Source organism: Stenotrophomonas sp. TEPEL (assembly GCF_004348785.1).
Taxonomy (GTDB): domain Bacteria; phylum Pseudomonadota; class Gammaproteobacteria; order Xanthomonadales; family Xanthomonadaceae; genus Stenotrophomonas; species Stenotrophomonas indicatrix.
Window position 1 is genome coordinate 4,043,098 of record NZ_QQXJ01000001.1, and the last position, 21,882, is coordinate 4,064,979.

At 67.4% G+C, this 21,882-nt stretch carries 19 protein-coding genes; 7 read left to right on the plus strand and 12 right to left on the minus strand.

The features are described from left to right. Positions 1-6 precede the first annotated feature (6 nt). On the plus strand, positions 7-1,989 hold the full coding sequence (locus TEP_RS18500; RefSeq protein ID WP_132826258.1) for an acetyl/propionyl/methylcrotonyl-CoA carboxylase subunit alpha: 1,983 nt from the start codon (positions 7-9) through the stop codon (positions 1,987-1,989). Positions 1,990-2,014: 25 nt separating this feature from the next. Here TEP_RS18500 and TEP_RS18505 read toward each other — a convergent pair whose 3' ends face one another. Next, positions 2,015-3,178: a putative peptide maturation dehydrogenase gene (locus TEP_RS18505; RefSeq protein WP_165933944.1), complete on the minus strand. Its 1,164-nt coding sequence runs from the start codon at positions 3,176-3,178 to the stop codon at positions 2,015-2,017. A 120-nt stretch (positions 3,179-3,298) separates the two neighbouring features. On the opposite strand from TEP_RS18505, the gene TEP_RS18510 reads away from it, so the two are divergent. Next, positions 3,299-3,583 (plus strand): NHLP-related RiPP peptide, encoded by a 285-nt coding sequence (locus TEP_RS18510; RefSeq protein ID WP_080150340.1) that lies wholly within the window; start codon positions 3,299-3,301, stop codon positions 3,581-3,583. 7 nt (positions 3,584-3,590) lie between these two features. Here the strand turns inward: TEP_RS18510 and TEP_RS18515 are convergent, their stop codons facing one another. From TEP_RS18515 to aceB, 4 genes are all read right to left on the minus strand, one after another. Further along, on the minus strand, positions 3,591-6,089 hold the full coding sequence (locus tag TEP_RS18515; RefSeq protein WP_132826260.1) for a putative peptide modification system cyclase: 2,499 nt from the start codon (positions 6,087-6,089) through the stop codon (positions 3,591-3,593). Between the two features lie 15 nt (positions 6,090-6,104). Beyond that, entirely contained in the window at positions 6,105-7,145 is a 1,041-nt protein-coding gene (locus TEP_RS18520) for a GGDEF domain-containing protein (RefSeq protein WP_132826261.1), read from the minus strand. 366 nt (positions 7,146-7,511) lie between these two features. Next, positions 7,512-8,813 (minus strand): isocitrate lyase, encoded by a 1,302-nt coding sequence (gene aceA / locus TEP_RS18525; RefSeq protein ID WP_132826262.1) that lies wholly within the window; start codon positions 8,811-8,813, stop codon positions 7,512-7,514. Positions 8,814-8,882: 69 nt separating this feature from the next. Next, complete coding sequence (aceB, locus tag TEP_RS18530; RefSeq protein ID WP_132826263.1) at positions 8,883-10,520, minus strand: malate synthase A; 1,638 nt, start codon at positions 10,518-10,520, stop codon at positions 8,883-8,885. Positions 10,521-10,641: 121 nt separating this feature from the next. On the opposite strand from aceB, the gene TEP_RS18535 reads away from it, so the two are divergent. Further along, positions 10,642-11,598: a LysR substrate-binding domain-containing protein gene (locus tag TEP_RS18535; RefSeq protein WP_132826574.1), complete on the plus strand. Its 957-nt coding sequence runs from the start codon at positions 10,642-10,644 to the stop codon at positions 11,596-11,598. Between the two features lie 283 nt (positions 11,599-11,881). Next, a complete protein-coding gene (locus TEP_RS18540; protein WP_132826264.1) occupies positions 11,882-12,790 on the plus strand; it encodes a LysR family transcriptional regulator in 909 nt (302 codons plus the stop codon). Positions 12,791-12,873: 83 nt separating this feature from the next. On the opposite strand, the gene TEP_RS18545 is transcribed toward TEP_RS18540, so the two are convergent. Further along, positions 12,874-14,130: an MFS transporter gene (locus TEP_RS18545; protein ID WP_132826265.1), complete on the minus strand. Its 1,257-nt coding sequence runs from the start codon at positions 14,128-14,130 to the stop codon at positions 12,874-12,876. A gap of 120 nt (positions 14,131-14,250) precedes the next feature. Beyond that, positions 14,251-14,877 carry a signal peptidase I gene (lepB, locus tag TEP_RS18550; protein ID WP_132826266.1) on the minus strand — a complete coding sequence of 209 codons (627 nt, stop codon included), beginning with the start codon at positions 14,875-14,877 and terminating at the stop codon, positions 14,251-14,253. Between the two features lie 248 nt (positions 14,878-15,125). Here lepB and TEP_RS18555 point away from each other — a divergent pair, with 248 nt between their 5' ends. Together TEP_RS18555 and TEP_RS18560 are read left to right on the plus strand one after the other, a co-directional pair. After that, positions 15,126-15,527, plus strand: coding sequence for a hypothetical protein (locus tag TEP_RS18555; protein ID WP_032978120.1), 402 nt, complete (start codon positions 15,126-15,128; stop codon positions 15,525-15,527). A 3-nt stretch (positions 15,528-15,530) separates the two neighbouring features. Next, positions 15,531-15,977 carry a hypothetical protein gene (locus TEP_RS18560; RefSeq protein WP_025875822.1) on the plus strand — a complete coding sequence of 149 codons (447 nt, stop codon included), beginning with the start codon at positions 15,531-15,533 and terminating at the stop codon, positions 15,975-15,977. Between the two features lie 386 nt (positions 15,978-16,363). Here TEP_RS18560 and dcp read toward each other — a convergent pair whose 3' ends face one another. The 3 genes from dcp to arfB all read right to left on the minus strand — a co-directional run bounded on the left by dcp (position 16,364) and on the right by arfB (position 19,670). Further along, positions 16,364-18,520, minus strand: a complete 2,157-nt coding sequence (gene dcp / locus TEP_RS18565; protein ID WP_132826267.1) for a peptidyl-dipeptidase Dcp — start codon at positions 18,518-18,520, stop codon at positions 16,364-16,366. 111 nt (positions 18,521-18,631) lie between these two features. After that, entirely contained in the window at positions 18,632-19,234 is a 603-nt protein-coding gene (locus TEP_RS18570; RefSeq protein ID WP_132826268.1) for a lysophospholipid acyltransferase family protein, read from the minus strand. Positions 19,235-19,238: 4 nt separating this feature from the next. Next, positions 19,239-19,670 (minus strand): alternative ribosome rescue aminoacyl-tRNA hydrolase ArfB, encoded by a 432-nt coding sequence (arfB, locus tag TEP_RS18575; RefSeq protein WP_025875829.1) that lies wholly within the window; start codon positions 19,668-19,670, stop codon positions 19,239-19,241. A gap of 134 nt (positions 19,671-19,804) precedes the next feature. Here arfB and TEP_RS18580 point away from each other — a divergent pair, with 134 nt between their 5' ends. Then, positions 19,805-20,323, plus strand: a complete 519-nt coding sequence (locus tag TEP_RS18580; RefSeq protein ID WP_032978115.1) for a DUF2059 domain-containing protein — start codon at positions 19,805-19,807, stop codon at positions 20,321-20,323. 83 nt (positions 20,324-20,406) lie between these two features. Here the strand turns inward: TEP_RS18580 and TEP_RS18585 are convergent, their stop codons facing one another. Together TEP_RS18585 and TEP_RS18590 are read right to left on the minus strand one after the other, a co-directional pair. After that, entirely contained in the window at positions 20,407-21,144 is a 738-nt protein-coding gene (locus tag TEP_RS18585) for a pseudouridine synthase (RefSeq protein WP_132826269.1), read from the minus strand. Between the two features lie 101 nt (positions 21,145-21,245). Further along, positions 21,246-21,827: a class I SAM-dependent methyltransferase gene (locus TEP_RS18590; protein WP_132826575.1), complete on the minus strand. Its 582-nt coding sequence runs from the start codon at positions 21,825-21,827 to the stop codon at positions 21,246-21,248. Positions 21,828-21,882 lie beyond the last annotated feature (55 nt).

Consider the following 21,882-nt stretch of genomic DNA (forward strand, 5'->3'; position numbering starts at 1 on the left):
GTTGCCATGTTCAGCAAAGTCCTGATCGCCAACCGCGGCGAGATCGCCTGCCGCGTCATCGCCACCTGCCGCCGCCTCGGCATCGCCACCGTCGCGGTGTATTCCGATGCCGACCGCAATGCGCGCCACGTGCGGCTGGCCGACGAAGCCATCCACATCGGCCCGGCGGCCGCGCGCGAGAGCTACCTGCGCAGCGATGCCATCCTCGACGCCGCACGCCGCAGCGGCGCGCAGGCCATCCATCCCGGCTACGGCTTCCTGTCCGAGAACGCCGACTTCGCCGACGCCTGCGTGGCGGCCGGCATCGCCTTCATCGGTCCGCCGGCCAGTGCGATCCGCGCGATGGGCGACAAGAGTGCAGCCAAGGCCCTGATGGCCAAGGCCGGCGTGCCGTTGACGCCGGGCTACCACGGCGACCAGCAGGCGCCGGAGTTCCTGCGCGCCCAGGCCGACGGCATCGGCTATCCGGTGCTGATCAAGGCCAGCGCCGGCGGCGGCGGCAAGGGCATGCGCAAGGTCGAGCGCAGCGAGGACTTCGTCGATGCGCTGGCCAGCTGCCAGCGCGAGGCGGCCTCGGCGTTCGGCAACGACCACGTGCTGGTCGAGAAGTATGTCGAGCGTCCGCGCCATATCGAAATCCAGGTATTCGGCGGTGGCCATGGCGAGGCGGTGTATCTGTTCGAGCGCGACTGCTCGGTACAGCGACGCCACCAGAAGGTGCTGGAAGAAGCGCCGGCCCCGGGCATGAGCGCCGACCGCCGCGCCGCGATGGGCAAGGCCGCCGTTGATGCCGCGCGCGCAGTGGGCTACGTCGGTGCCGGCACGGTGGAGTTCATCGCCGGCCCGGACGGCGATTTCTACTTCATGGAAATGAACACCCGCCTGCAGGTCGAACACCCGGTCACCGAGTTCATCACCGGCACCGACCTGGTGGAGTGGCAGCTGCGCGTGGCTGCTGGCCAGCCGCTGCCCAAGCGCCAGGACGAACTGGCCATCCACGGCCATGCCCTCGAAGCGCGCTTGTACGCCGAAGATGCCGACCGCGGCTTCCTGCCCTCCACCGGCACCCTGCGCCGCCTGCGCCTGCCGACCCCGTCGGCCAACGTGCGGGTGGACACCGGTGTGGAAGAAGGCGACAGCATCACCCCGTACTACGACCCGATGATCGCCAAGCTGATCGTCTGGGACGTGGACCGCGACGCCGCGCTGCGGCGCATGCGCCAGGCCCTGGCCGACTGCCAGGTGGTGGGCGTGACCACCAATGCCGGTTTCCTGCGGCGCCTGGTGCAGACCGATTCGTTCGCCAACGCCAAGCTGGATACCGCGCTGATCGAGCGCGAGCAGGCCGCACTGGCGGTCACCGGTGACGGTGAGCAGGCGCTGTGGGAACTGGCAGCGATCGCCGCGGTGGCAAGCACACCTGCCGCTGCCGCCGATGCACGCGACCCGCATTCACCGTGGCAGGCACAGGATGGCTGGCGGCTGGGCGTGCCTGCCGCGCGCTCGGTGCCGCTGCAGCAGGGAGAGCGGGCACACACGCTGAAGGTGTGGACCACTGCCGATGGCTGGCGCGTGCAGTGCGGTGACGCAGCGCCGAAACAGGTCGTCGGCCATGCCGATGGCCAGACCCTGTCGGTGCAGATGGACGAGCGTCGCTGGCGGCTGCAGCTGCAGCGCGACGGCGATCAGCTGTACCTGTTCGCCAGCGATGGCCAGCACCGCTTCACCCTGCACGACCCGGTAGGCGAATCCGAGCAGGCCAGCGCCGATGCCGGCAGCCTGCTGGCACCGATGCCCGGCCGGATCGTCGCAACGCTGGTGGCGGCGGGCACGCAGGTCAAGCGCGGCACGCCGCTGGTGGTGCTGGAAGCGATGAAGATGGAGCACACCCTGCAGGCACCGGCCGATGGCACGGTGAAGGGCTATCGGGCCAAGGCCGGCGACCAGGTGGGCGACGGCGCGGTGCTGGTGGATTTCGAAGCAGCGTGATGGAGGGTGGGCCGGGCGTTGTCGATCAACGCGCGGCCGGCCACACCTGGCCAAGCGGATCAAGTTCGGCCGTCACCCGCTCGGCTGCACGCCAGCCAAAGCCACAGACCGCCAGTACGCCTTCGGCCATCGGCTGCAGGCCCAGTGCCCGCTCGGCCTCGGCCTCGTTGATCGCTGCGGTGACGAATGCGCCCAACCCCTGCGCGGTTGCCGCGCTGTAGATCGCTTGCGATACATGGCCGGCATCCAGGGTGATCGCGCGGTAGGCCTTGGCGTGGCCGCGATACTTCCAGAACATGCGCTCGAAGCGGCACGCCAGGATCAGCTGCACCGGTGCGTTGGCGAACCAATGCTGCCCGGCCAGCAGGCGCTGGCAGAAGCTGTCCAGGTCGCCGGGCTGCACTGGCATGGGGCCCAGTTCGTGTGCGGTGGCATGGTAGTGGTAGAGGCCCGACGGCAATCCCTCCACATTGCGCGCCACCACATACGCTTCCACTGGATGCAGACTGCCGGCCGACGGAATGTTCTTCTTCAGGAAGCGCACACCGGGTTCGGTTTCCACCTGCGCCTGTGCCATCAGCACCTGCTGCAGCAGCCGGGCCAGCATCGGCAACGGCACGGCGCGTGCAGCGTCGAAATTGCGGCAAGTTGCACGTGCCTGCAGCTGCGCCTGCATCGGGTCCTCGTCACAGCGTGGCAAGGACCGTGCGCCGGGCCGGCGGACCGGTGCTTCGGCGGGCGGCGGGCCGAAGCTGCGCACCAGGTCCTGCGCGGTCAACAACTGGCTGCGTTCCATGTCGCCGACACTGTCCACACCGTCCCAGCGCGAGTGCTGGTAGTGCAACGCCGACAGCGGCCACCACTGGCTGTCACGTACCTGCTGTTCGACTGCTGCTGCCTCGGCATGCACCGGATCGTCGCTTACCAGCAGCCCCTGCTCCAGCAGCGCCAGCACGCGTTGCCGTGCCTTCGGCTCTGCCGGTAGCGGCTGCCACTGCTCCGCGCTGCACTGGAGCAGCCACAGGCAGCTGACCGCATCAACCGTGCGCGGCGTCGGCAGATGCGCTGCCCGCACCTGCAGGGATCGTTCGAAGCCCACGCCACTGCCGCCGGCAAGCAGCGCATCCAGGTCGAAATGCGCCCGCTCCAGCGGTTCGACGATCATCGTCCTGCAGCGACGGAAGTTCATTCGATGCGCATCCGGGAGCATGGTAGGCCGGCGATCATAGCGTGGTGCCGGATACTCACCATCAATTCCCCCTGCGCGCAGCCGATACTGTTTTTTTCCCCTCCCTGCCGGTAGTGAACCATGTCCCGTTCTCCTCTCTCCCCCGAAGTGGTCCAGACCCTGCTCAAGCAGCTGTCCAGCGACGATGCCTTCCGCAGCGCCTTCGCTGCCGACCCGGCCAAGGCACTGATTGCGCTGGGCGCAGATGCTGACAGCGTGGGTGCGTGCAACACGCCGCTGGACTCGCTGGGCGGCAAGGAAGAGTTTGCCCGGGCGGCGACGCTGTTGAGCGAGCGCTTGGCCGTGACCGGACCGTTCAAGGTGCCCTTCATGTTCGAAAGCGGCCTGAAGGGGCTGCAGGACTGATCCGCCCTCAGGGTATTCCTGCCTGCTGCGCGCTGGCCGCATCGGCCAGCCGGCGCGCATCGGCCACATTCAATGGCAGCAGGACCAGAGCACCGGCGTCTTCGGCGAAGGCCAGGCCGGTGCGCTGGCGCAACCAGCGTTCCCGGCGCTGCACCGCCTGATCGCGGCCGAGGGCGCGATCGATATCCAGCTGCAGCACATGCGACTGGTACAGCGTGCCGTTGGCCAGTGGCTTCAGCAGTGCCGAAGCGGCCTCCGCATTCCCGGCATCCAGCTCGCCGCGCGCGCGAAGCAGCAACCACAATTCCTGCAGCCGCGGGTCGGTACTGCGTTCAACCAACGCCTGCAGTGCCGGTCGGCGCGAGCGCAGCTCGGCGTCCAGCCCGGCGCGCTGCAGGTGGTAGGCCACCGACAGCGCAATGAAAGCGCGATGACGCGGCGCAGCGCCGACACCCTCATCGACCGCCGCCAGGGTGCGGTCCAGCAACCGTGCGTACTGCAGCCGGGACCCGCTGCCGCCGGCCTGTGCAGTCCACGCCAGCGACTGCAGGGCCAGGATGTCGCACAGCTCCGGCACTTCGCCACACTGCGCTACGGCCTGGGTCATCTCAGCGGCCGCATCGTTGGCCCGACCCTGCAGGGCGAGCAGGCCGCTGTACTCCATCCGCGCGCCGAGCCCGCGCGAGGTGATGGCTTCACTGCGCTCGTGCGCCTTCCGTGCCTCACCATCCAGCAGCAGCGCGACCGCCTCCAGCATGTCGCCGTGCCAGTTCGGCAGCGCGCCTGCTTCCTTGAACGCAGCGACGGCGGCCTTGACCTCGCCACGCGCAAGCTGGGTGCGGCCAACAAAGGACAGCACCAGCGCACGGTGTGTCTGATGGCGTTCCAGCAGCGGCATCATGTCAGCAAGCGCGCCGTCATAGTCGCCATAGGCAAACAGGGCCATGGCGTGATTCATCCAGCCGGCCGGATCATCTGGATACAGCTGGGTCAGCATCCGCCACTTTTCCGCACTGCGCTGCGGGGGAGCGCCGCTGAAGTCTGCCCCCCAGGCGTCCAGATACAGCTGGTCGCGCGCACTCAACCGCGTGCGCCCCGACACCGCCTGGCGGTACAGTTCGCCGGCCGCCGACACGTTGCCCATGGCGTACTGCAGCCGCATCTGCCCGATGTAGGCAAAGGTGAACTGGGGATCCAGGCGGGTCGCCTGCTGGAAGAACAGCAGCGCTTCATCGAAACGCTCCTGCGCCAGCGCATCGCTGCCTTTGGCGTAGGCATGCAACGCATCGAGATTGGCAGTAGCCACCGTGGGCAGGGGTTTCTGCTCGCGGCTGACATCGTGCAGCGCCTCACCCAGGTCGCTGCGCAGCGCCTTCACCACGGTGTCGGTGGAGGCCAGGATCGAATCCAGGCCATTGCCATCGGCGAAATGCGTGTACACCGTCTGCCCAGTGCGTGGGTCCACGACCTCCACGCCCACCCGTACCTTGCCGTTGAGCTCAAGCACGGTGGGCATCAGCACCGCACGCGCGCCATCGCGCAGCGCAACCTCGATCGCCAGTGCGCGGTCCAGCCGTGCATTGGCCGGGCGCTGCATCAGCTGCAGGGTGTCACGCACCTTCAGTTCACTGAGGATGTTGACGAAGCGCGACTGGCCCAGGCTGATGTAGAGCGCCTGTTCCAGGCTGGAATCCAGCTGCGGGTAGGCCGTGCTGTTGCTGACCGCCGCCAGGATCACCCAGTCGCGCTCGGCGAACGCGATCGCCGGCGCCGGCCGCAGCAGCGTCCACATCACCACGGCCAGCACCACCGCCAGTGTCGCCTCGGTGAACAACGCGGCGGGGCGACGCCACAGCGGCAGATCACGCCAGGCCTTGTCCCCCGAACGCGGTCGGCGCAGCGGCGCGCGGCCACGGATGCCTACTTCGAACACCTGCTGGCGTTCGCCGATGCCCTTGAACCGCCAGAGCCCATGGTCCTTCCAACGCAGTTCGTCCGCAGTCCAGGGCAGCTCGCTGCCGGCCCGCCGCGCCATCTGTTCGGCCGCTGAGGACAGCAGCACCTGCCCAGGCCACGCCAGCTGCATCAAACGCGCGGCCATCGGCTTGGCCAGACCCTCGACCTCCACCGGCTTTGCGCCGTGGGCAACGGCCTCGGCACTGTTGTCCCACAACAGCACGTCGCCCACGTGCAGGCCGGCGCGCGCGCGCAGCACGATGCCGCGCTCGTGGCCCATCGCGTCGACCGCGTTCTGGTAGGAAATGGCGAAACCGATGCCATCGATGGGACGCTCGAACAGAACGAACAATCCATCGGACCGGTCGATCAGCTGGCCGTTCCAGTGCTGCTGCAGCCCCAGCACCAGGCGGTCATGCTGCTGGAAGAATTCGGCTGCGGCGACATCGCCGATACGCTCCACCAGTTGCAGCGAATCACACAGGTCGGTGAACAGCAGCGCCCGCAGCTGGGCGTTATGCGGGGCCGACGTTCCGTTGTCGCCATTCATCGCCAGGATCTCCGCTCAGTGTCCATCCGGACCATCGGTCCACCGCAGGCAGTTGCCGCCTGCGCGCTTGGCTTGGTACAGCGCACGATCGGCGCGAGCGTACCACTCGCTCCAGTCCGCGTCAGGGGCCAGCAGGCTTGCACCGATGCTGGCCAGGCTGACGTGCGGGGTGCCATGGCTGCGCTCGAGCAGGCCGTGCACCGCGCTGAGGATGAATTCAGCCGCGTGCTGCACGATCTCGACATTGGCCCGGCGCAGGATCAGGCAGAACTCGTCGCCGCCCAGGCGGCAGGCCAGGTCATGTTCGCCGGCCATCGAGCGCAGGATGTTGCCCATGCTCTGCAGCACCCGGTCGCCGGCCTGGTGGCCGTGACGGTCGTTGATCTGCTTGAAGCGGTCGCAATCGATCAGCAGCAGCGCCTGCGGCGGCCCCTCTTCCTGCGTGCGGCATTCCTGCAGATACAGGGTCAGGCCGCGGCGGTTGTGCAGGCCGGTCAGTTCGTCGGTGCGCACCAGCTCACGCGTGTGGGTCAGCTGGTGGGTGGTGATGTACAGGTTGTCCAGCGCGGCTTCCAGATCATGATTGCGCCGCCGCAGCTGGCTGATCAGGGCCTGCTCGTTGGTCAGCACACGCAGGATCGTGCGCCGCAGGAAGTAGGCCACCAGCCCCGGGTCGGACTCGACCAAGCGATGGAAATCAGCCGGTCCCAGCTCCAGCACGTGACAGTCGGCCATCACCCGCGCGCTGGCGCTGCGCGGATGGTCGCCCATCAACAGGCCGAGCTCACCGAAGAACTCATGCCGGCCGAGTGTCTTGAGCACCAGGTCCTCGCCGAAATCCAGCTCGATCAGGCCTTCCAGGATGATGTACATGCACTCGCCGCGATGGCCGCGGTGGAACAGCCACTGACCCGCCTGCAGCCGGCAGGGCTGGGCGAACCGGGCAAACAGGGCGACCTCTTCGTCGGAAAGCAGCGCATGCACGATCTCGGCCATCGCCACCTTGGCGATACCGGTTGTCGTGTCGATGTTCTCGGCCGCACCCCTGCCGGTCATTCCCTGCACCCGCCGCCAGCGTCCCCTGGTGAGCCGCGGAGCATATCAGTGAATCAAACTGTGCGCCGCTTCTCAGTTTTGTGAAGACGCGGTGCCCCGCGCTGCATGCCGCAGAGTTGCGTGTTCATACCCGCTGAGCGCGGGGAGAAAGCAAACCATATCAATAGCTTGCGGTGACCGCGACGCCGATTGTCGCAGCCGCCGCAGATACAACAACGCCGGCAGATCCCCCGATCTGCCGGCGTCGTCTGGCCCTTCCCTGGCCACCCTGATCAGCCCGAGCCCTGGTCGTGCCGGCCGCTGGCCGACAGCATCAAGGACTGCGGGAACACAAAGGGTCGCCGGCCAGCGGCCGGCACGACCGCATCACGCAGCCCGTTCGCTGCGCTCGCCATGGAACTGCTCTTCCTCGGTCGAACCGGTCAGCGCGGTGGTCGAGGACTGCCCCTGCTGGATCGCCTGGGTCACCGCATCGAAGTAGCCGGTGCCGACCTCGCGCTGGTGCTTGACCGCGGTGAAGCCGCGCTCGGCCGCTTCGAACTCGGCTTCCTGCAGCTCCACGAACGCGCTCATCTGCCGGCGCGCATAGCCGTGGGCCAGATTGAACATGCCGTAGTTCAGCGCGTGGAAACCGGCCAGGGTGATGAACTGGAACTTGTAGCCGTAGCTGCCCAGTTCCTTCTGGAACCTGGCAATGGTGGCGTCGTCCAGGTTCTTCTTCCAGTTGAAGCTGGGCGAGCAGTTGTAGGCCAGCAGCTTGCCGGGGAACTTCGCATGGATCGCCTCGGCAAACTTACGCGCGAATTCCAGGTCCGGCTTGCCGGTCTCGCACCACACCAGGTCGGCATACGGTGCGTAGGCCAGGCCGCGGCTGATGGCCTGTTCCAGGCCGTTGCGGGTCTTGTAGAAGCCCTCCACGGTGCGCTCGCCGGTGGCGAACGGCTTGTCGTTGCCATCGATGTCGCTGGTCAGCAGATCCGCCGCCTCGGCGTCGGTACGCGCCACCAGCAGGGTCGGCACGCCCAGCACGTCGGCGGCCAAGCGCGCGGCGTTGAGCTTCTCGATCGCCTCGCGGGTCGGCACCAGCACCTTGCCACCCATGTGCCCGCACTTCTTCACCGAGGCCAGCTGGTCTTCGAAATGCACGCCGGCAGCACCGGCTTCGATCATCGCCTTCATCAGCTCGAAAGCGTTGAGCACGCCGCCGAAACCGGCTTCGGCGTCGGCCACGATCGGCTGCAGGAAGTCGATGTCATCCTTGCCTTCGGCATGGTGCAGCTGGTCGGCACGCAGCAGCGTGTTGTTGATGCGCTTGACCACCGCCGGTACCGAATCGGCCGGGTACAACGACTGGTCCGGGTACATCTGCCCGGCCAGGTTGGCGTCGGCCGCCACCTGCCAGCCGGACAGGTAGATCGCCTTCAGCCCGGCCTTCACCTGCTGCATGGCCTGGTTGCCGGTCAGCGCGCCGAGCGCGTTGACGAAGTCGCGCTCATGCAGCGACTTCCACAGCTTTTCCGCACCCAGCCGGGCCAGCGAATGCTCGATATGGACGGTGCCACGCAGGCGCACCACGTCGGCGGCGCTGTAGTTGCGCTGGATGCCTTCCCAGCGCGGATTGGTGTCCCAGTCGTGCTGGATCTGTTCGGCAGTGGGCAGCGTGCTCATGTCTATCTCCAGTTCGGTTCGTGCGGATGCAGCGGGGAAGGAAGCGGCGGGAAAACCGGCATGCAGCGGTCAGTCGATGCGCGCGTACGCCGGCAGGGTCAGGAAGTCGGTCAGTTCGTTGCTGCGGCTCAACTCGACCAGCAGGGTGATGGCTTCTTCGATGCGGCCGCCACCGGGCAGCGCCGAGGTATCGCCGAGGCGCGCCGGCAGCTGCGCCAGGGTGGTATCGAGCAGCGCCAGATCGATGGCAGTGCCGTCGTCCAGCTGCTGGCCCGGGGTATGCAGCCACTGCCACAGCTGGCTGCGGCTGATCTCGGCGGTGGCCGCATCCTCCATCAGGTGGTGGATCGGCACGCAGCCGTTGCCATCCAGCCATGCGGCCAGGTAGCGCACGCAGACTTCGACATTGCCTTCGAAGCCAGCGCGGGTGATCGTGCCCGGCGGCCGCGCGATCAGTTCATCGCGACCCACGCGCACATCCTGGCGCAGCACGTGATGCTGGTTGGGCGTGGGCATGTGCTCGTCGAAGATCGCCATCGCCACCGGAATCAGCGCCGGATGGGCGACCCACGTGCCATCGTGGCCAGCACTCACTTCGCGCAGCTTGTCGGCACGCACCCGCGCCATCGCCTGCTCGTTGGCGGCGGCATCGTTGTTGATCGGAATCTGCGCGGCCATGCCGCCCATCGCATGTGCGCCGCGGCGATGGCAGGTCTGGATCAGCAGTTCCGAATACGCCTTCAGGAACGGCTGGGTCATGGTCACCTGGCCACGCTCGGGCAGCACGCGGTCAGCGTGGCGGCGGAAGGTCTTCAGGTACGAGAAGATGTAATCCCAGCGGCCGCAGTTGAGGCCGACGATGCGATCGCGCAGGGCGTGCAGGATCTCATCCATCTCGAACACTGCCGGCAGCGTTTCGATCAGCACGGTCACCTTGATCTGCCCGTGCGGCAGGCCGAGCATGCCTTCGATGTGCGACAGCGCGGTTTCCCACAGCGCCGCCTCTTCCATGCTCTGCAGCTTGGGCAGGTAGAAGTACGGACCACGGTCCCTCGCCTGCAGGGTGCGGGCATTGTGAAAGGCGAACACCGCCGCGTCGAACAGGCCGCCGGCGATGAACTGGCCATCGATGCGCACGTGCTTCTCGTCCAGGTGCCAGCCACGCGGGCGCACGATCAGCACCGCCTGTTCGTCGTACGGGCGCAGGGTGTAGTGCTTGCCGGCCTTCCCGTTGGATGCCGGCGCGGTGTACTCGAGGTCGCCGCGCACCGCCGCCGCCAGCGACTGCTGACCGGCCAGCAGGTTGCGCCAGGTCGGCGAGGTCGAATCCTCGAAGTCGGCCATGAACACCTTGGCGCCGGAGTTCAGCGCGTTGATGACCATCTTCGGGTCGGTCGGGCCGGTGATCTCGACGCGACGGTCCTGCAGCGCGGCCGGCAGCGGCGCCACCGTCCAGTCACCGCTGCGGATCGCGGTGGTGTCCTGGCGGAAGTCCGGCAGGCCGCCCTGGTCGAAGAACGCCTGGCGCTCGCGGCGGGCCTGCAGCCGCGCCTGCCGGCCGGGTTCCACTGCCCGGTGCAGGGACACCAGCAGGGCCAGCAACGGCGCCGGCAGCACGGTGGCCTGGCCCGCCACCTGGGTCGCCAGGGCGATGCCCGGCGTGGCCTTGGCGGCGGTGGAGGGAACAGCGGAAGCGACGGCGGACATGGCAGAACTCCAGCGTGGGGGAACGACTCCACCGTGCGGCCGCAGCCCTGTATTTGGCAAAACAGTTTTTGCAATGCTCTACATAAGTTGTGCTAATACTTGTAACGCCATGACCACGCGCATCCCGCCAAGTCCTCGTTTTTCCTACAAATCCGATCGGCTGAAGCCACTGCGCGCGTTCTGCCAGACGGTGCGCCTGGGCTCGGTCTCACGGGCGGCTGAGGCACTTTTCGTCAGTCAACCGGCCATCAGCCTGCAGTTGCAGGCGCTGGAGCGTGAGCTGGGGGTGCCGCTGTTCGAGCGCAGCGGCCGACGCCTGGTGCCCAGCCGCGAGGGCCAGCTGCTCTATGAGATGGCCCAGCCGCTGGTGGAGAGCCTGGACGGTCTGGAAGCGCGCTTCCGCGACAAGGTGCGCGGGCTGGACGCGGGCGAGCTGAACATCGCTGCCAACAGTTCCACCATCCTGTACCTGCTGCCGAAGATCGTCGAACGCTTCCGCCAGCATTACCCCGACGTACGCCTGACCCTGCACAACGCCATCAGCGCCGACGGCACCGACCTGCTGCGCGAGGATGCCGCCGACCTGGCGATCGGCTCGATGACCGATGTACCGGCCGACCTCAGCTATGCGCCGGCCTACCGTTTCGAACAGGTGCTGATCGCCCCGCATGACCATCCGCTGGCCAGCGGTGGCGAGCTGGAACTGGCCGACATCGCCCGATACCCGCTGGTGCTGCCGCCGAAACGGCAGATCACCTACCGGCTGGTGGACCAGGTGTTCCAGCGTCACCGCATCGCCTACACCGTTGCGCTGGAAGTGGGCGGCTGGGAGGTGATCAAGCAGTACGTGGCGATGGGCATGGGTATTTCCATCGTGCCGGCGCTGTGCCTGAACGATGCCGACCGCGAGCGGTTGGCCGCACGGTCGATGAAGCGCTGGTTCCCGGAGCGCAGTTACGGGGTGATCGTGCGGCGCGGCAAGGCGCTGTCGGCGCAGGCGCGGGCGTTCGTCGAGCTGATCCAGCCAGAGTTGTTCAGCCCGCGCGATTACGACCAGAGCGGGCATTCGGAGCGGTAAGGGGGTGTCGGCAGGGCTGCGCCCTGCACCTGCCGAAGCCGAAGCAACCGCAAAAGCCGGCTATCCGTGGGTTGGCGAGGTGGGTCCGGCTGCGGGGTACGCTGCAAGTACGTCCCTGTAAGCTCGGTCGCCGCATCCATGCGGCTCACGCCCCCGCAACCGGACCCACCCCGCCTTCGACACATTCGTGGCGCTGTTGGTAGGTGTCGACCTTGGTCGACACGGTTGACCCACGCCATGTGTGGATGACGATTCCGGGCGTCGGGCTGGATAGACTGCATCCATGTCCATCGAACTCCGCCATCTGCGTTACTTCCTCGCCGTTGCCGATACCCTGCACTTCGGCCAGGCGGCCGAGCGGTTGGGGATGTCGCAGCCGCCGCTCAGCCAGCAGATCCGGCAGCTGGAGGAACTGATCGGTGCGCGCCTGTTCGTGCGCAGCCATCGGCGCGTGCAGCTGACCGCTGCGGGGGAACTGCTGCAGGAACGTGCGCGCAGCGTCGTGCAGCAGGTGGAATCGGCGGTGGATGAAGTGCAGCGCGCGCAGCGTGGCGAGCAGGGTGAGCTGCGTATCGGCCTGACCCGGGCCACGCCGTTGTCACCGCAGATTCCGCGTTCGATCCTGCAGTACCGCCAGCAGTATCCGCAGGTGCGGCTGCAGTTGAGCGAGATGAACACCCTGCAGCAGATCGATGCGCTGCTCGATGGCAGCCTGGATGTGGGCATCATCCGCAAGCGCACGCTGCCGGCCGAGCTGGTGGCGCACAGTTTGTTCGTCGATCCACTGGCGTTGATCGTGCACGCCGACCACCCTGCCCTGCGTCGACTGTCGAGAGGCGGGACGCTGGCGTTGCGTGATCTGGCGCAGGAACCGTTCGTGGCGTTCCGCCGCAGCGCCGGGGCGGGCATCCATGACCACATGATCGCGCTGTGCGCGGCAGCGGGTTTCACCCCGCGCATCGTGCAGGAAGCCGGTGAGGCTTCAACGCTGATCAGCCTGGCCGCTGCGGGACTGGGTGCGGCGATCCTGCCTTCGTCGTGCGACCACATCCGGGTGGAAGGTGCGCGATTCGTGCCGCTGGCCGATGCCGGCGCGCATTCGGAAGTGCAGTTGGCGTGGCGCCACGAGGGGGTGACACCGTTGATCCGCAATTTCGCCGGGCTGCTGCGCGAGGCGTTTGCGGAGAGGTGATCGGCCGCGCTGCGCGCTCGCCGGGCACGGCCCGGCGCTACCGCTGGCCCACCCAGGTAGCGCCGGGCCATGCCCGGCGGGCGTCAGGCGGTCACCGGCTGCGGCGCGCGCTGCTGCAGCGCCCACACGATGCCACCTCCGATCAGGGTCAGCAGCGCGGCGAACGCGCACACGCCCAGCCAGTCCCATGCGGCATAGGCCAGCCCCCCCACGCCGCCCAGCACGCTCGAGCCCAGGTAGTAGGCAAACAGGTACAGCGCCGACGCTTCCGCACGCATCGAACCAGCACGACTGCCGACCCAGCTGCTGGCCACCGAATGGCCACCGAAGAAACCGAAGGTCACCAACGCGATGCCCACTGCCATCGCCGGTAGCCACGGCATCGCCAGCAGCACGATGCCGGCGGCGATCAGGCCGAAGGAGATCGACAGGATGCGACCGCGCCCATGGCGCGTGGCCTGCTGGCCCATCCACGCCGAACTGAAGGTACCGACGAGGTACACGCTGAAGATCAACCCGACCACGGTCTGGCTGAGGTGGTACGGCGGCGCCAACAGGTGGTAGCCGAGGTAGTTGTAGAGGGTGACGAACACACCCATCAGCACGAACGAGGTGGCGAACAGCCATGGCAGGCCGGGATCGGCGAACAGCGTGCGCCAGCGCGCGGGCAGCTGGCGCAGGCCGCTGCGACTGGCCTGGAAGTGGCGCGACTGCGGCAGCTGCAGCCACAGCAGCACGGTGCTGGCGATGGCGATGATCGAGACCACGCCAATGCCCCAGCGCCAGCCCCAGTGGTCGGCGATGATGCCGGCCAGCAGGCGCCCGCTCATGCCACCGATGGCGTTGCCGCCGATGTACAGGCCCATCGCCAGGCCCAGCGCGCGGCTATCCATTTCCTCCACCAGGTAGGTCATCGCCACCGCCGGCACGCCGCTCAACCCCAGCCCCAGCAGGGTGCGCAGCACCAGCATCGTGGCCCAGTCGTCGACCAGCGCGGTGCACAGCGACAGCGTGGCCGAGGCCAGCAACGCAACGATCATCAGCGGGCGCCGGCCAACTGCGTCAGACAGCAGGCCCGCCAGCAGCATGGCCACGGCCAGGGTGCCGGTGGTCAGCGACAGCGACATCGCGCTGCCGGCAGCGGACACGCCGAAGTGGCGACTGAATTCGGGCAGCAGTGGCTGCACTGTGTACAGCAGGCCAAAGGTCGAAAAGCCAGCCAGGAACAGCGCCAAAGCGGTGCGGCGGAAGGCCGGCGTTCCCTGCTGGATGCGGGTGTCGACGGCAGCGTGGTCAGTACGGGGACGGTCGGCGAGGGCCGCCGGGGTATCGCCAGTCATGGGAGCGGTGGGCCGTGGGGGCGGCCGGATTGGAGGGGACGGGTCCCAGACTAGGCCCGTCCATCCAGTCGATCCATAACCTGATAGATCATGATTGATACTTCTAGCATATCGATAAGCTTACAGCCGCTGCCACTCAAAGCCGTCGCCTCGGCGGTAGTACACCGCCACTGCGCGGCCATAGATCTTGTCTGCATCGACAAAGCCGAAGAAGCGACCGTCGAAGCTGTTGCCACGATGGTCGCCCAGCACCAGCACCTTGCCGGCGGGCACCTGCAGATCCGCGATGTCCGGGCCACCGCCGCTGTCCAGATCGAGGCTGGCGCGGCGCTCTCCGAAAGCTTCGGTGTCGGCCAGGTCGGCGATCTGCAGCGGCTGGCCGTTGATGCTCAGGTGGCCACCGCGCAGCTGCACGTGGTCGCCGGCCACGGCGGCGACGCGCTTGATCAGGCGGGTGCCATCGGCCGGCGAATCGAACACCGCCACCTCACCCCGCTGTGGCGTGCCGGTAGCCAGCAGCTCCTGGCTGGTGAACGGCAGGCGCAGGCCGTAGGCGCGCATGTCCACCACCACCCGGTCACCCGGTTGCAGCGTCGGCTGCATCGAACCGCTGGGCACGACGTAGTGGTTGGCGAGGGTGTCGCGGGCGGCAGCGAGCAGGCCCAGCATCACAAGCAGCGGCAGTGCCTCCTTCTTCAGCCAGGTGAGCGCGCGCTCTGGGAACGGCGGACGGGCTACAGCATCCATGTCAGGCTCCGGTGGGTGGTATCGGCATCAGACCACATCTAGCCCGAAGAGGTTCCCGGTAGCGCCGGGCCGTGCCCGGCGAGCGCACAGCGCGGCCGCTTCGACGTGTCGCCGGGCGTGGCCCGGCGCTACCAATGCAGGGTTACGCAGGTTTTACGCCCGGGCCGGGCACTGGGCATCGCACCTTTACGGCCCCCACGCGCATCGTGTGCCTACCGCGCCGCAGGGCGCTTTGCGCAAGGTGTTGTATGACCCTCCTGGTGATCCGGCATGCGTCGCCGTCGGTGCCGCGTCCGCTGCTGCCGGCCGAGTTGTCCGGCCATCCGGTGCTGTGCACCGATTGCGCCAGCCTGGCCGATGTGCGCCAGTGTCTGTGCCAGCCGCAGGCGCGCACCGCAGACTGGGTGCTGCTTGATGTCGGCGTCGCCGACGAGGCGCAATGGTGTGCCGAGGGCGGTGCGCTGCAGGCGGCGCTGGACGGTCTGCCGGCGGAGTACATCGAACTGCAGTCGCCGCACCAGCCCGGCCTGGAAGCGCGCCTGCGCCTGCAGCACGGCCCGGCCGCCGTGGTGGTCGACCAGCGCAGCCAGCAGGCGGGTTATCCGCTGTCATTGGCCATCGTCAGCCGTCGCCTGGCACGGGAGGGCTGAGCCATGTCGATCTTCATCATCCGTGGCCCGGAAGCGGCGGGCGCGTTGATCCGCACCGCCGCGCCGCTGCCGGCGCCGGTACTGAAATCACTGGTGCACCGTGCGATCGACGCGGGCACCAGCGTGGCGATCCGCGCCTGCGGTTCGGAGCAGGAACTGCTGGACGCGCTGCGCGTGGCCGACCACAGCCGTGGCGAGGTGACGCTGCTGGATCCGGGCGCATGTGCCGACAGCCTGCGCCTGCAGCGGCTGCTGCCCTACCTGCACAACGCGTACGTGGAAGTGCATGACGATGGCGCCGTGGCCGAGCCGTGCCTGCCGGCCGGTGTTGGCCAGCGCCTGGGCATCGCCGCCGGGTACGGCGCGCAGAGCTATGTACTGGCGCTGGATATCGCGCTGGATCATCTGGGGCTGGCCGAGCAGGCGAACCGGGTGCATGTAGGGACGTGATGGCCGGGCTGTGCCCGGCACCCGGTAGTGCCGGCCGCTGGCCGGCAACCTCAACAGCAACAGCGACAGCCAAAGCCGGTTTCCTGGGGGATGGCGGGGTGGGTCCGGTTGCGGGGGACGCTGCAAGTACGTCCATGTAAGGTTGCGGGGGACGCTGCAAGTACGTCCATGTAAGCTCGGTCGCCGCATCCATGCGGCTCACGCCCCCGCAACCGGACCCACCCCGCCTTCGACACGTTTCCGCGACCTATCGGAATGGCATGGCCTGCTCTGGACGGGTGTCGACCTTGGTCGACACATGGATCCACGCCATGCGCGGATGAGCGACACAACGAAAAACGGCGGGGTTGCCCCCGCCGTTTTTTCTTCCGTACTTCAGGCCGCGCTTACTTCAGGCCGCGGAACTTCAGCAGCGGCTCCACCGACGGGTCCTTGCCGCGGAAATCGCGGTACAGGGTCGACAGCTCCACGCTGTTGCCGCGCGAGAGGATCTTGTCGCGGAATTCCTGGCCGTTGGCGGCGGTCAGGCCACCATGTTCGGTGAACCACTGGTAGGCGTCATGGTCCAGCACTTCCGCCCAGAAGTAGGCGTAGTAGCCGGCCGAGTAACCGCCACCCCAGATGTGGTCGAAGTAGGTGGTGCGGTAACGCGGCGGCACCTGCGGCAGGTCGACCTTGAACTTCTTCAGCGCGCTGGCTTCGAAGGCGCCCACATCCTGCAGCGGGGCATCGGCCTTCTGCGTGTGCCAGGCCAGGTCGAGCAGTGCCGCCGACAGGTACTCGGTGGTCGCATAGCCCTGGTTGAAGCTGCGCGCCTTGAGGATCTTGTCGACCAGTTCCTGCGGCATCGCTTCGCCGGTCTTGTAGTGCTTGGCGTAGTTGGCGAACACCTTCGGGTCCAGCGCCCAGTGTTCGTTGAACTGCGACGGGAACTCGACGAAATCGCGCGAGGTGGCGGTACCGGCGATCGACGGGTACTTCACGTTCGAGAACATGCCATGCAGTGCATGGCCGAACTCATGGAACATCGTCGTGACGTCGTCGAAGCTGATCAGCGCAGGCTGGCCGGCGGCCGGCTTGGTGAAGTTGCAGACGTTGTAGACCACCGGCTTGGCACCAGTCAGGCCGTCCTGTTCGACGAACACGTCCATCCAGGCGCCACCGGACTTGCTGTCACGCTTGAAGTAGTCGGTGTAGAACAGGGCCAGCGAGGTGCCGTCCTTGTCGAACACTTCGTACACCTTCATGTCCGGGTTGTAGGTCGGAATGTCGGTGCGCGGCTTGAAGGTGATGCCGTACAGCTGGGTGGCGGCGTAGAAGACGCCGTTCTGCAGCACGTTGTCCAGCTCGAAGTACGGCTTGATCTGCGACTCGTCCAGATCGTACTTGGCCTTGCGCACCTGCTCGGCGTAGAAATCCCAATCCGAGGCGGCCACCTGGAAACCACCCTTCTGGGCGTCGATCACCTTCTGGATCTCACCGGCTTCGGCACGCGCCTTGGCGGTGGCGGCAGGCACGGTGTCGGTCAGCAGCTTCAGTGCGGCCGCCGGGGTCTTGGCCATCTGGTCGCCCAGCTGGTAGTCGGCGAAGGTGTCGAAGCCGAGCAGCTTGGCCTTCTGCGCACGCAGCTGGGCCAGGCGCTGCACGGTCTGCCGGGTGTCGTTGGCATCGCCACGCTCGGCACGGGTTTCCGAAGCCTTCAGCACGGCGGCGCGCTGGTCGCGGTCGGTCAGCGAACCGAGTACCGGCTGCTGGGTGGTGTTCTGCAGCGGCAGCAGGTACTTGCCCTCCAGCTTGCGGTCCTTGGCGGCGGCGGCGGCATTGTTGACCGCGCCCTCGTCCAGGCCGGCCAGCTTGGCCTTGTCGTCCACCACGACCGCAGCAGCGGCGGTTGCAGCCACCAGGCGGGTGTGGAACTGGGTGGACAGCGTGGTTTCTTCCACGTTGAGCTTGCGCAGGCTCGCCTTGTCGGCGTCGGACAGCTGCGCGCCGGCGCGCACCAGGCCGTCGTAGTAATGCTCGACCAGGCGCTTCTGCACCGGATCCAGGCCCAGCGTCTCGCGCTGGTCATACAGCGACTTCACGCGCGCGAACAGCTTCGGATCGAGGTTGATCTCGTCCTGGTGCGCGGCCAGCTTCGGCGCCACTTCTTCCTGGATCTTCTGGCGGGCATCGTTGGTGTCGGCCTGGACCAGGCCGAAGAAGATGCGCGACACGCGGGTCAGGGTCTCGCCGCTGCGCTCCATCGCCACGATGGTGTTGTCGAAGGTGGCCGGCTCGGCGCTGTCGGCGATCTTGCGCACGTCGGCCAGATGCTGGCGCATGCCTTCTTCGAAGGCCGGCAGGTAATCGCTGTCCTTGATCTTGTCGAACGGCGGTGCCTGGAACGGCAGGCTGCTGGCAGTCAGCAGGGGATTGGTGGAGGCTTCGGCCGGCTGCTGGGCCGGTGCATTCTGGGCTTCGGACACGGGGGTGGACTCCTTGCCGGAACAGGCCGCCAGCGCCAGGCTGATGGCGGCGGCCAGGACTACGGTACGCGACATGTAAAACGCTCCTTGGGCAGACGGTACGGGATGGCAGCCGTCCACCCTACTCCTGTCACGGGCGCCCGGCATGTGCCGGACGTGGCGTCTACGCTGCCGGCGGCGGCTGGCTCAGACCGTGCCGCGGGTCTTGCCGATCCAGGGCCGGTAGAACGCGCGGATGGTCGCCATGTCTGCGGCATCATCGCCGGTCGGCGTGAACAGCGGGCCGATGCCGATGGTCTTTTCCGGGTAGTGGAAATACGCGGCCAGGATCGGCACGTCGGCCATCCGCGCAATCTTCAGGAAGCCGGCCTTCCAGTCCTTCACGGCCTTGCGGGTGCCCTCGGGGGTGATGGCGAACCACATCTTCTCGTTGTTGCGCAGCAGGTCCACGGCCTGGCCGACAGTGCCCTGCGGCGAGCTGCGATCCAGCGGGATCACGCCCAGCCTGTGCAGCAGCGGGCCCAGCGGCCACCAGAACAGCGAGGCCTTGCCCAGCACCTTCACTTTCATGCCCAGTGCGATCTTGGCGGCCATGCCCCACAACCCGTCCCAGTTGGACGAATGCGGAGCGATGATGAAGACCAGCCTGGGAACGTTCGGCAGCGTACCGGTCACTTTCCAGCCGCCCATGCGCAGCGTGCAGCGCGCCAGCCAGCGCAGGAAACGGTTGGGCTTGACCTGCGGCATGTTCGGCGGAATGGCCGGCAGCAACGGCGTCGGGTTGTTCAAGCAATCACTCCCAGTCACGTGATGAGCGCCCGCGCTTGATCTGCGCGCGCCCGCGTTTGGCGTCCAGACGACGCAGTTTCGACCCGAAGGTCGGCTTGGTGGCCTTGCGTGGTTTGGGCACGCTCAGCCCGGCCTGGATGAAGGCCGCCAGCCGCTCGCGCGCATCCTCGCGATTGCGATCCTGGGTGCGGAAACGTTGCGCGTCGATGACCAGCACGCCTTCGCCGGTCATGCGCCGGTCGCGCCGCGCCAACAGGCGCTCGCGCAGCGGCTCGGGCAACGAGGGCGAGCCGGCCACGTCGAAACGCAGTTCCACCGCGGTGGAGACCTTGTTGACGTTCTGGCCGCCGGCACCACTGGCACGCACGAAACGCTCGACGATCTCGCCGTCGGGGATTTCAAGCTGCGCGCTGATGATGACCGGTCCACTGCCCATCCGCGCATTGTAGCGGCAGCCGCGTTGCCGTGGCTGTCATCGCGCCCCGTATGCCGCCGATCAGGCACCGAACACGCCGCCTTCGCCTGTGCCGGGGGTATGCTTGCCATCCCGTGTACTGCAGGACGCTCCGCATGATCCGCTTCGTTCCCTCCCTGTTGCGCCGCGCCACCCTGCTGCTGGTGCTGGCCGCAGCAAGCGCGCCGGTGCTGGCCGCAGCCCCCACCGATGGCGACATCAACCGCCTGCTGTCGGCCTCGCGTGCGCAGAGCATGATCGACACCATGCTGCCGCAGATCGAAGCGATGCAGCAGCAGCAGTTCCAGCAGGTCGCCGCACAGCGCAAGCTCAACGCCCAGCAGCAGGAACAGCTGCAGCGCATCCAGGCCCGTACCAGCCAGACCCTGCGCCAGGCACTGTCGTGGCAGCAGCTGCGGCCGATGTACGTGGACCTGTACAAGAAGACCTTCAGCAAGGAAGACGTGCTGGCCATGGCCGAGTTCTACGAGAGCCCGGCCGGCCAGAGCCTGCTCGACAAGACCCCGGCGCTGATGCAGAACGTGATGGTGGCGATCCAGACGCGCATGCAGCCGCTGTTCGCCGATCTGCAGAAGGATCTGGAAGCGATCGTCAACGAGCCGGAAAAGAAGTAGGACGGTAGCGCCGGGCCATGCCCGGCGAGCGCGAAGCGCAACCGTTTCATCGCCGAAACCGCCGGGCATGGCCCGGCGCTACGCTACGGAACCTGCCAACCGAACAGGTCCAGCGCCTTCTGGAATTCACCGTCGACCGGCGCGCGCACGTCCACCGTGCCGCCATCCGGATGCGGGAAGCGCAGGCGCTCGGCATGCAACAGCATGCGGTGCACACCCTGCATGCGGAAGTTGCGGTTGTGCCGGCCATCACCATGGCTGGTATCGCCGATCAGGTGATGTGACAGGTGCTTGAGATGCCGGCGGATCTGCCGGAAGCGCCCGGTCAGCGGCTGGCAGCGCAGCAGCGCATAGCGCGAGCTGGTGAACTCGCCCACCGGTACCGACAGTTCGCCGGTAGCCAGGCGCTGGAAGTCGGTGACCGCCGGCTTCTTCACCGGCTTGCCGGGACCGCCGTCCAGATCGTGGTCGACCTGCCAGGCCTCCTCGGCCGGCCAGCCACGGCAGATGGCCAGGTAATCCTTGCTCACCTCGCCGCCCATCAACGACTTGCCCAGCGCACTGGCCGTATCACGGTCGAAGGCCAGCAACAGGCAGCCGCTGGTGGCGCGATCCAGGCGGTGGACCAGGAAGATCGGCCGGCCCAGCTGCTCGCGCAGGCGATCGGCGAGGAAATCATCTTCGCCACGGGCCAGCTTGCTGTCATGGACCATCAGCCCGGCCGGCTTGTTGACCACGGCCAGTCGTTCATCCAGGTGCAGCAGCTGCAGGGGCGCGGTTTCAATCTCGACCGCGGCGAGGGTGTCGGGTTCGGTGCTCACCGCGGGATTATAAGGGCGCACGGCATGGGCTCCGCTGTCCGGGGTCAGATCCCTTTCCCTGCGGAAAAGGGATCTGACCCCATGTCGGGCCGGCAGGTTGTTCAGGTGTTGCGCAGCGCCAGCAGTTCGCCATTGCCCACCGGCACCAGGCTGGTGGTGAACGCCGCATCGGCGGCCAGCAGGGCGCGCAGCGGCGCCATCTCACCGGCATGCGAGGTGGCGTTGTCGACCACCAGCAGGCCGCCGGGGCGCAGTACCCGACGCAGCTGCGGCCACCAGCCCGCGTACTGCCCGCGATCCGAATCCAGGAACAGCAGGTCGATGCAGCCCTGCTCGGCCTGCGCCAGCCACTGACCGGCATCACCGTGGACCAGGTCGATGCGCTCGCCCAATCCACTGCGGGCGAAATTCGCGCGGGCCATCGCCACCTTGTCGGCAGCGAACTCCAGCGTGGTCACCTGGCCATCGATCGCGGCCGCCGCTTCGGCCAGCCACAGCGTGGAATAACCGTTGGACGTACCGATCTCCAGCACGCGGCGGGCGTTGCCGAAACGCACCAGCACCGACAGCAGTTGGCCGGTATCGGCGGTGATGTTGAGCATGCGCCGGCCGCGCTCGGTTTCGTTCGCATCGTTGTGGGCGCCGAAGCGGGCCAGTTCATCCTTCAGTGCATCCAGGTCCATCGGTTCGCTCTCCGCGCTGTGGGCAAACACCGGCTGGCGATGCACCAGCACCATT

Bases quoted from the DNA above. Each gene is read 5' to 3' on its own strand.
- TEP_RS18500 (WP_132826258.1), top strand. From the start codon at position 7: ATGTTCAGCAAAGTCCTGATCGCCAACCGCGGCGAGATCGCCTGCCGC.
- TEP_RS18505 (WP_165933944.1), bottom strand. From the start codon at position 3,178: ATGAACTTCCGTCGCTGCAGGACGATGATCGTCGAACCGCTGGAGCGG.
- TEP_RS18510 (WP_080150340.1), top strand. From the start codon at position 3,299: ATGTCCCGTTCTCCTCTCTCCCCCGAAGTGGTCCAGACCCTGCTCAAG.
- TEP_RS18515 (WP_132826260.1), bottom strand. From the start codon at position 6,089: ATGAATGGCGACAACGGAACGTCGGCCCCGCATAACGCCCAGCTGCGG.
- TEP_RS18520 (WP_132826261.1), bottom strand. From the start codon at position 7,145: ATGACCGGCAGGGGTGCGGCCGAGAACATCGACACGACAACCGGTATC.
- aceA (WP_132826262.1), bottom strand. From the start codon at position 8,813: ATGAGCACGCTGCCCACTGCCGAACAGATCCAGCACGACTGGGACACC.
- aceB (WP_132826263.1), bottom strand. From the start codon at position 10,520: ATGTCCGCCGTCGCTTCCGCTGTTCCCTCCACCGCCGCCAAGGCCACG.
- TEP_RS18540 (WP_132826264.1), top strand. From the start codon at position 11,882: ATGTCCATCGAACTCCGCCATCTGCGTTACTTCCTCGCCGTTGCCGAT.
- TEP_RS18545 (WP_132826265.1), bottom strand. From the start codon at position 14,130: ATGACTGGCGATACCCCGGCGGCCCTCGCCGACCGTCCCCGTACTGAC.
- lepB (WP_132826266.1), bottom strand. From the start codon at position 14,877: ATGGATGCTGTAGCCCGTCCGCCGTTCCCAGAGCGCGCGCTCACCTGG.
- TEP_RS18555 (WP_032978120.1), top strand. From the start codon at position 15,126: ATGACCCTCCTGGTGATCCGGCATGCGTCGCCGTCGGTGCCGCGTCCG.
- TEP_RS18560 (WP_025875822.1), top strand. From the start codon at position 15,531: ATGTCGATCTTCATCATCCGTGGCCCGGAAGCGGCGGGCGCGTTGATC.
- dcp (WP_132826267.1), bottom strand. From the start codon at position 18,520: ATGTCGCGTACCGTAGTCCTGGCCGCCGCCATCAGCCTGGCGCTGGCG.
- arfB (WP_025875829.1), bottom strand. From the start codon at position 19,670: ATGGGCAGTGGACCGGTCATCATCAGCGCGCAGCTTGAAATCCCCGAC.
- TEP_RS18580 (WP_032978115.1), top strand. From the start codon at position 19,805: ATGATCCGCTTCGTTCCCTCCCTGTTGCGCCGCGCCACCCTGCTGCTG.
- TEP_RS18590 (WP_132826575.1), bottom strand. From the start codon at position 21,827: ATGGACCTGGATGCACTGAAGGATGAACTGGCCCGCTTCGGCGCCCAC.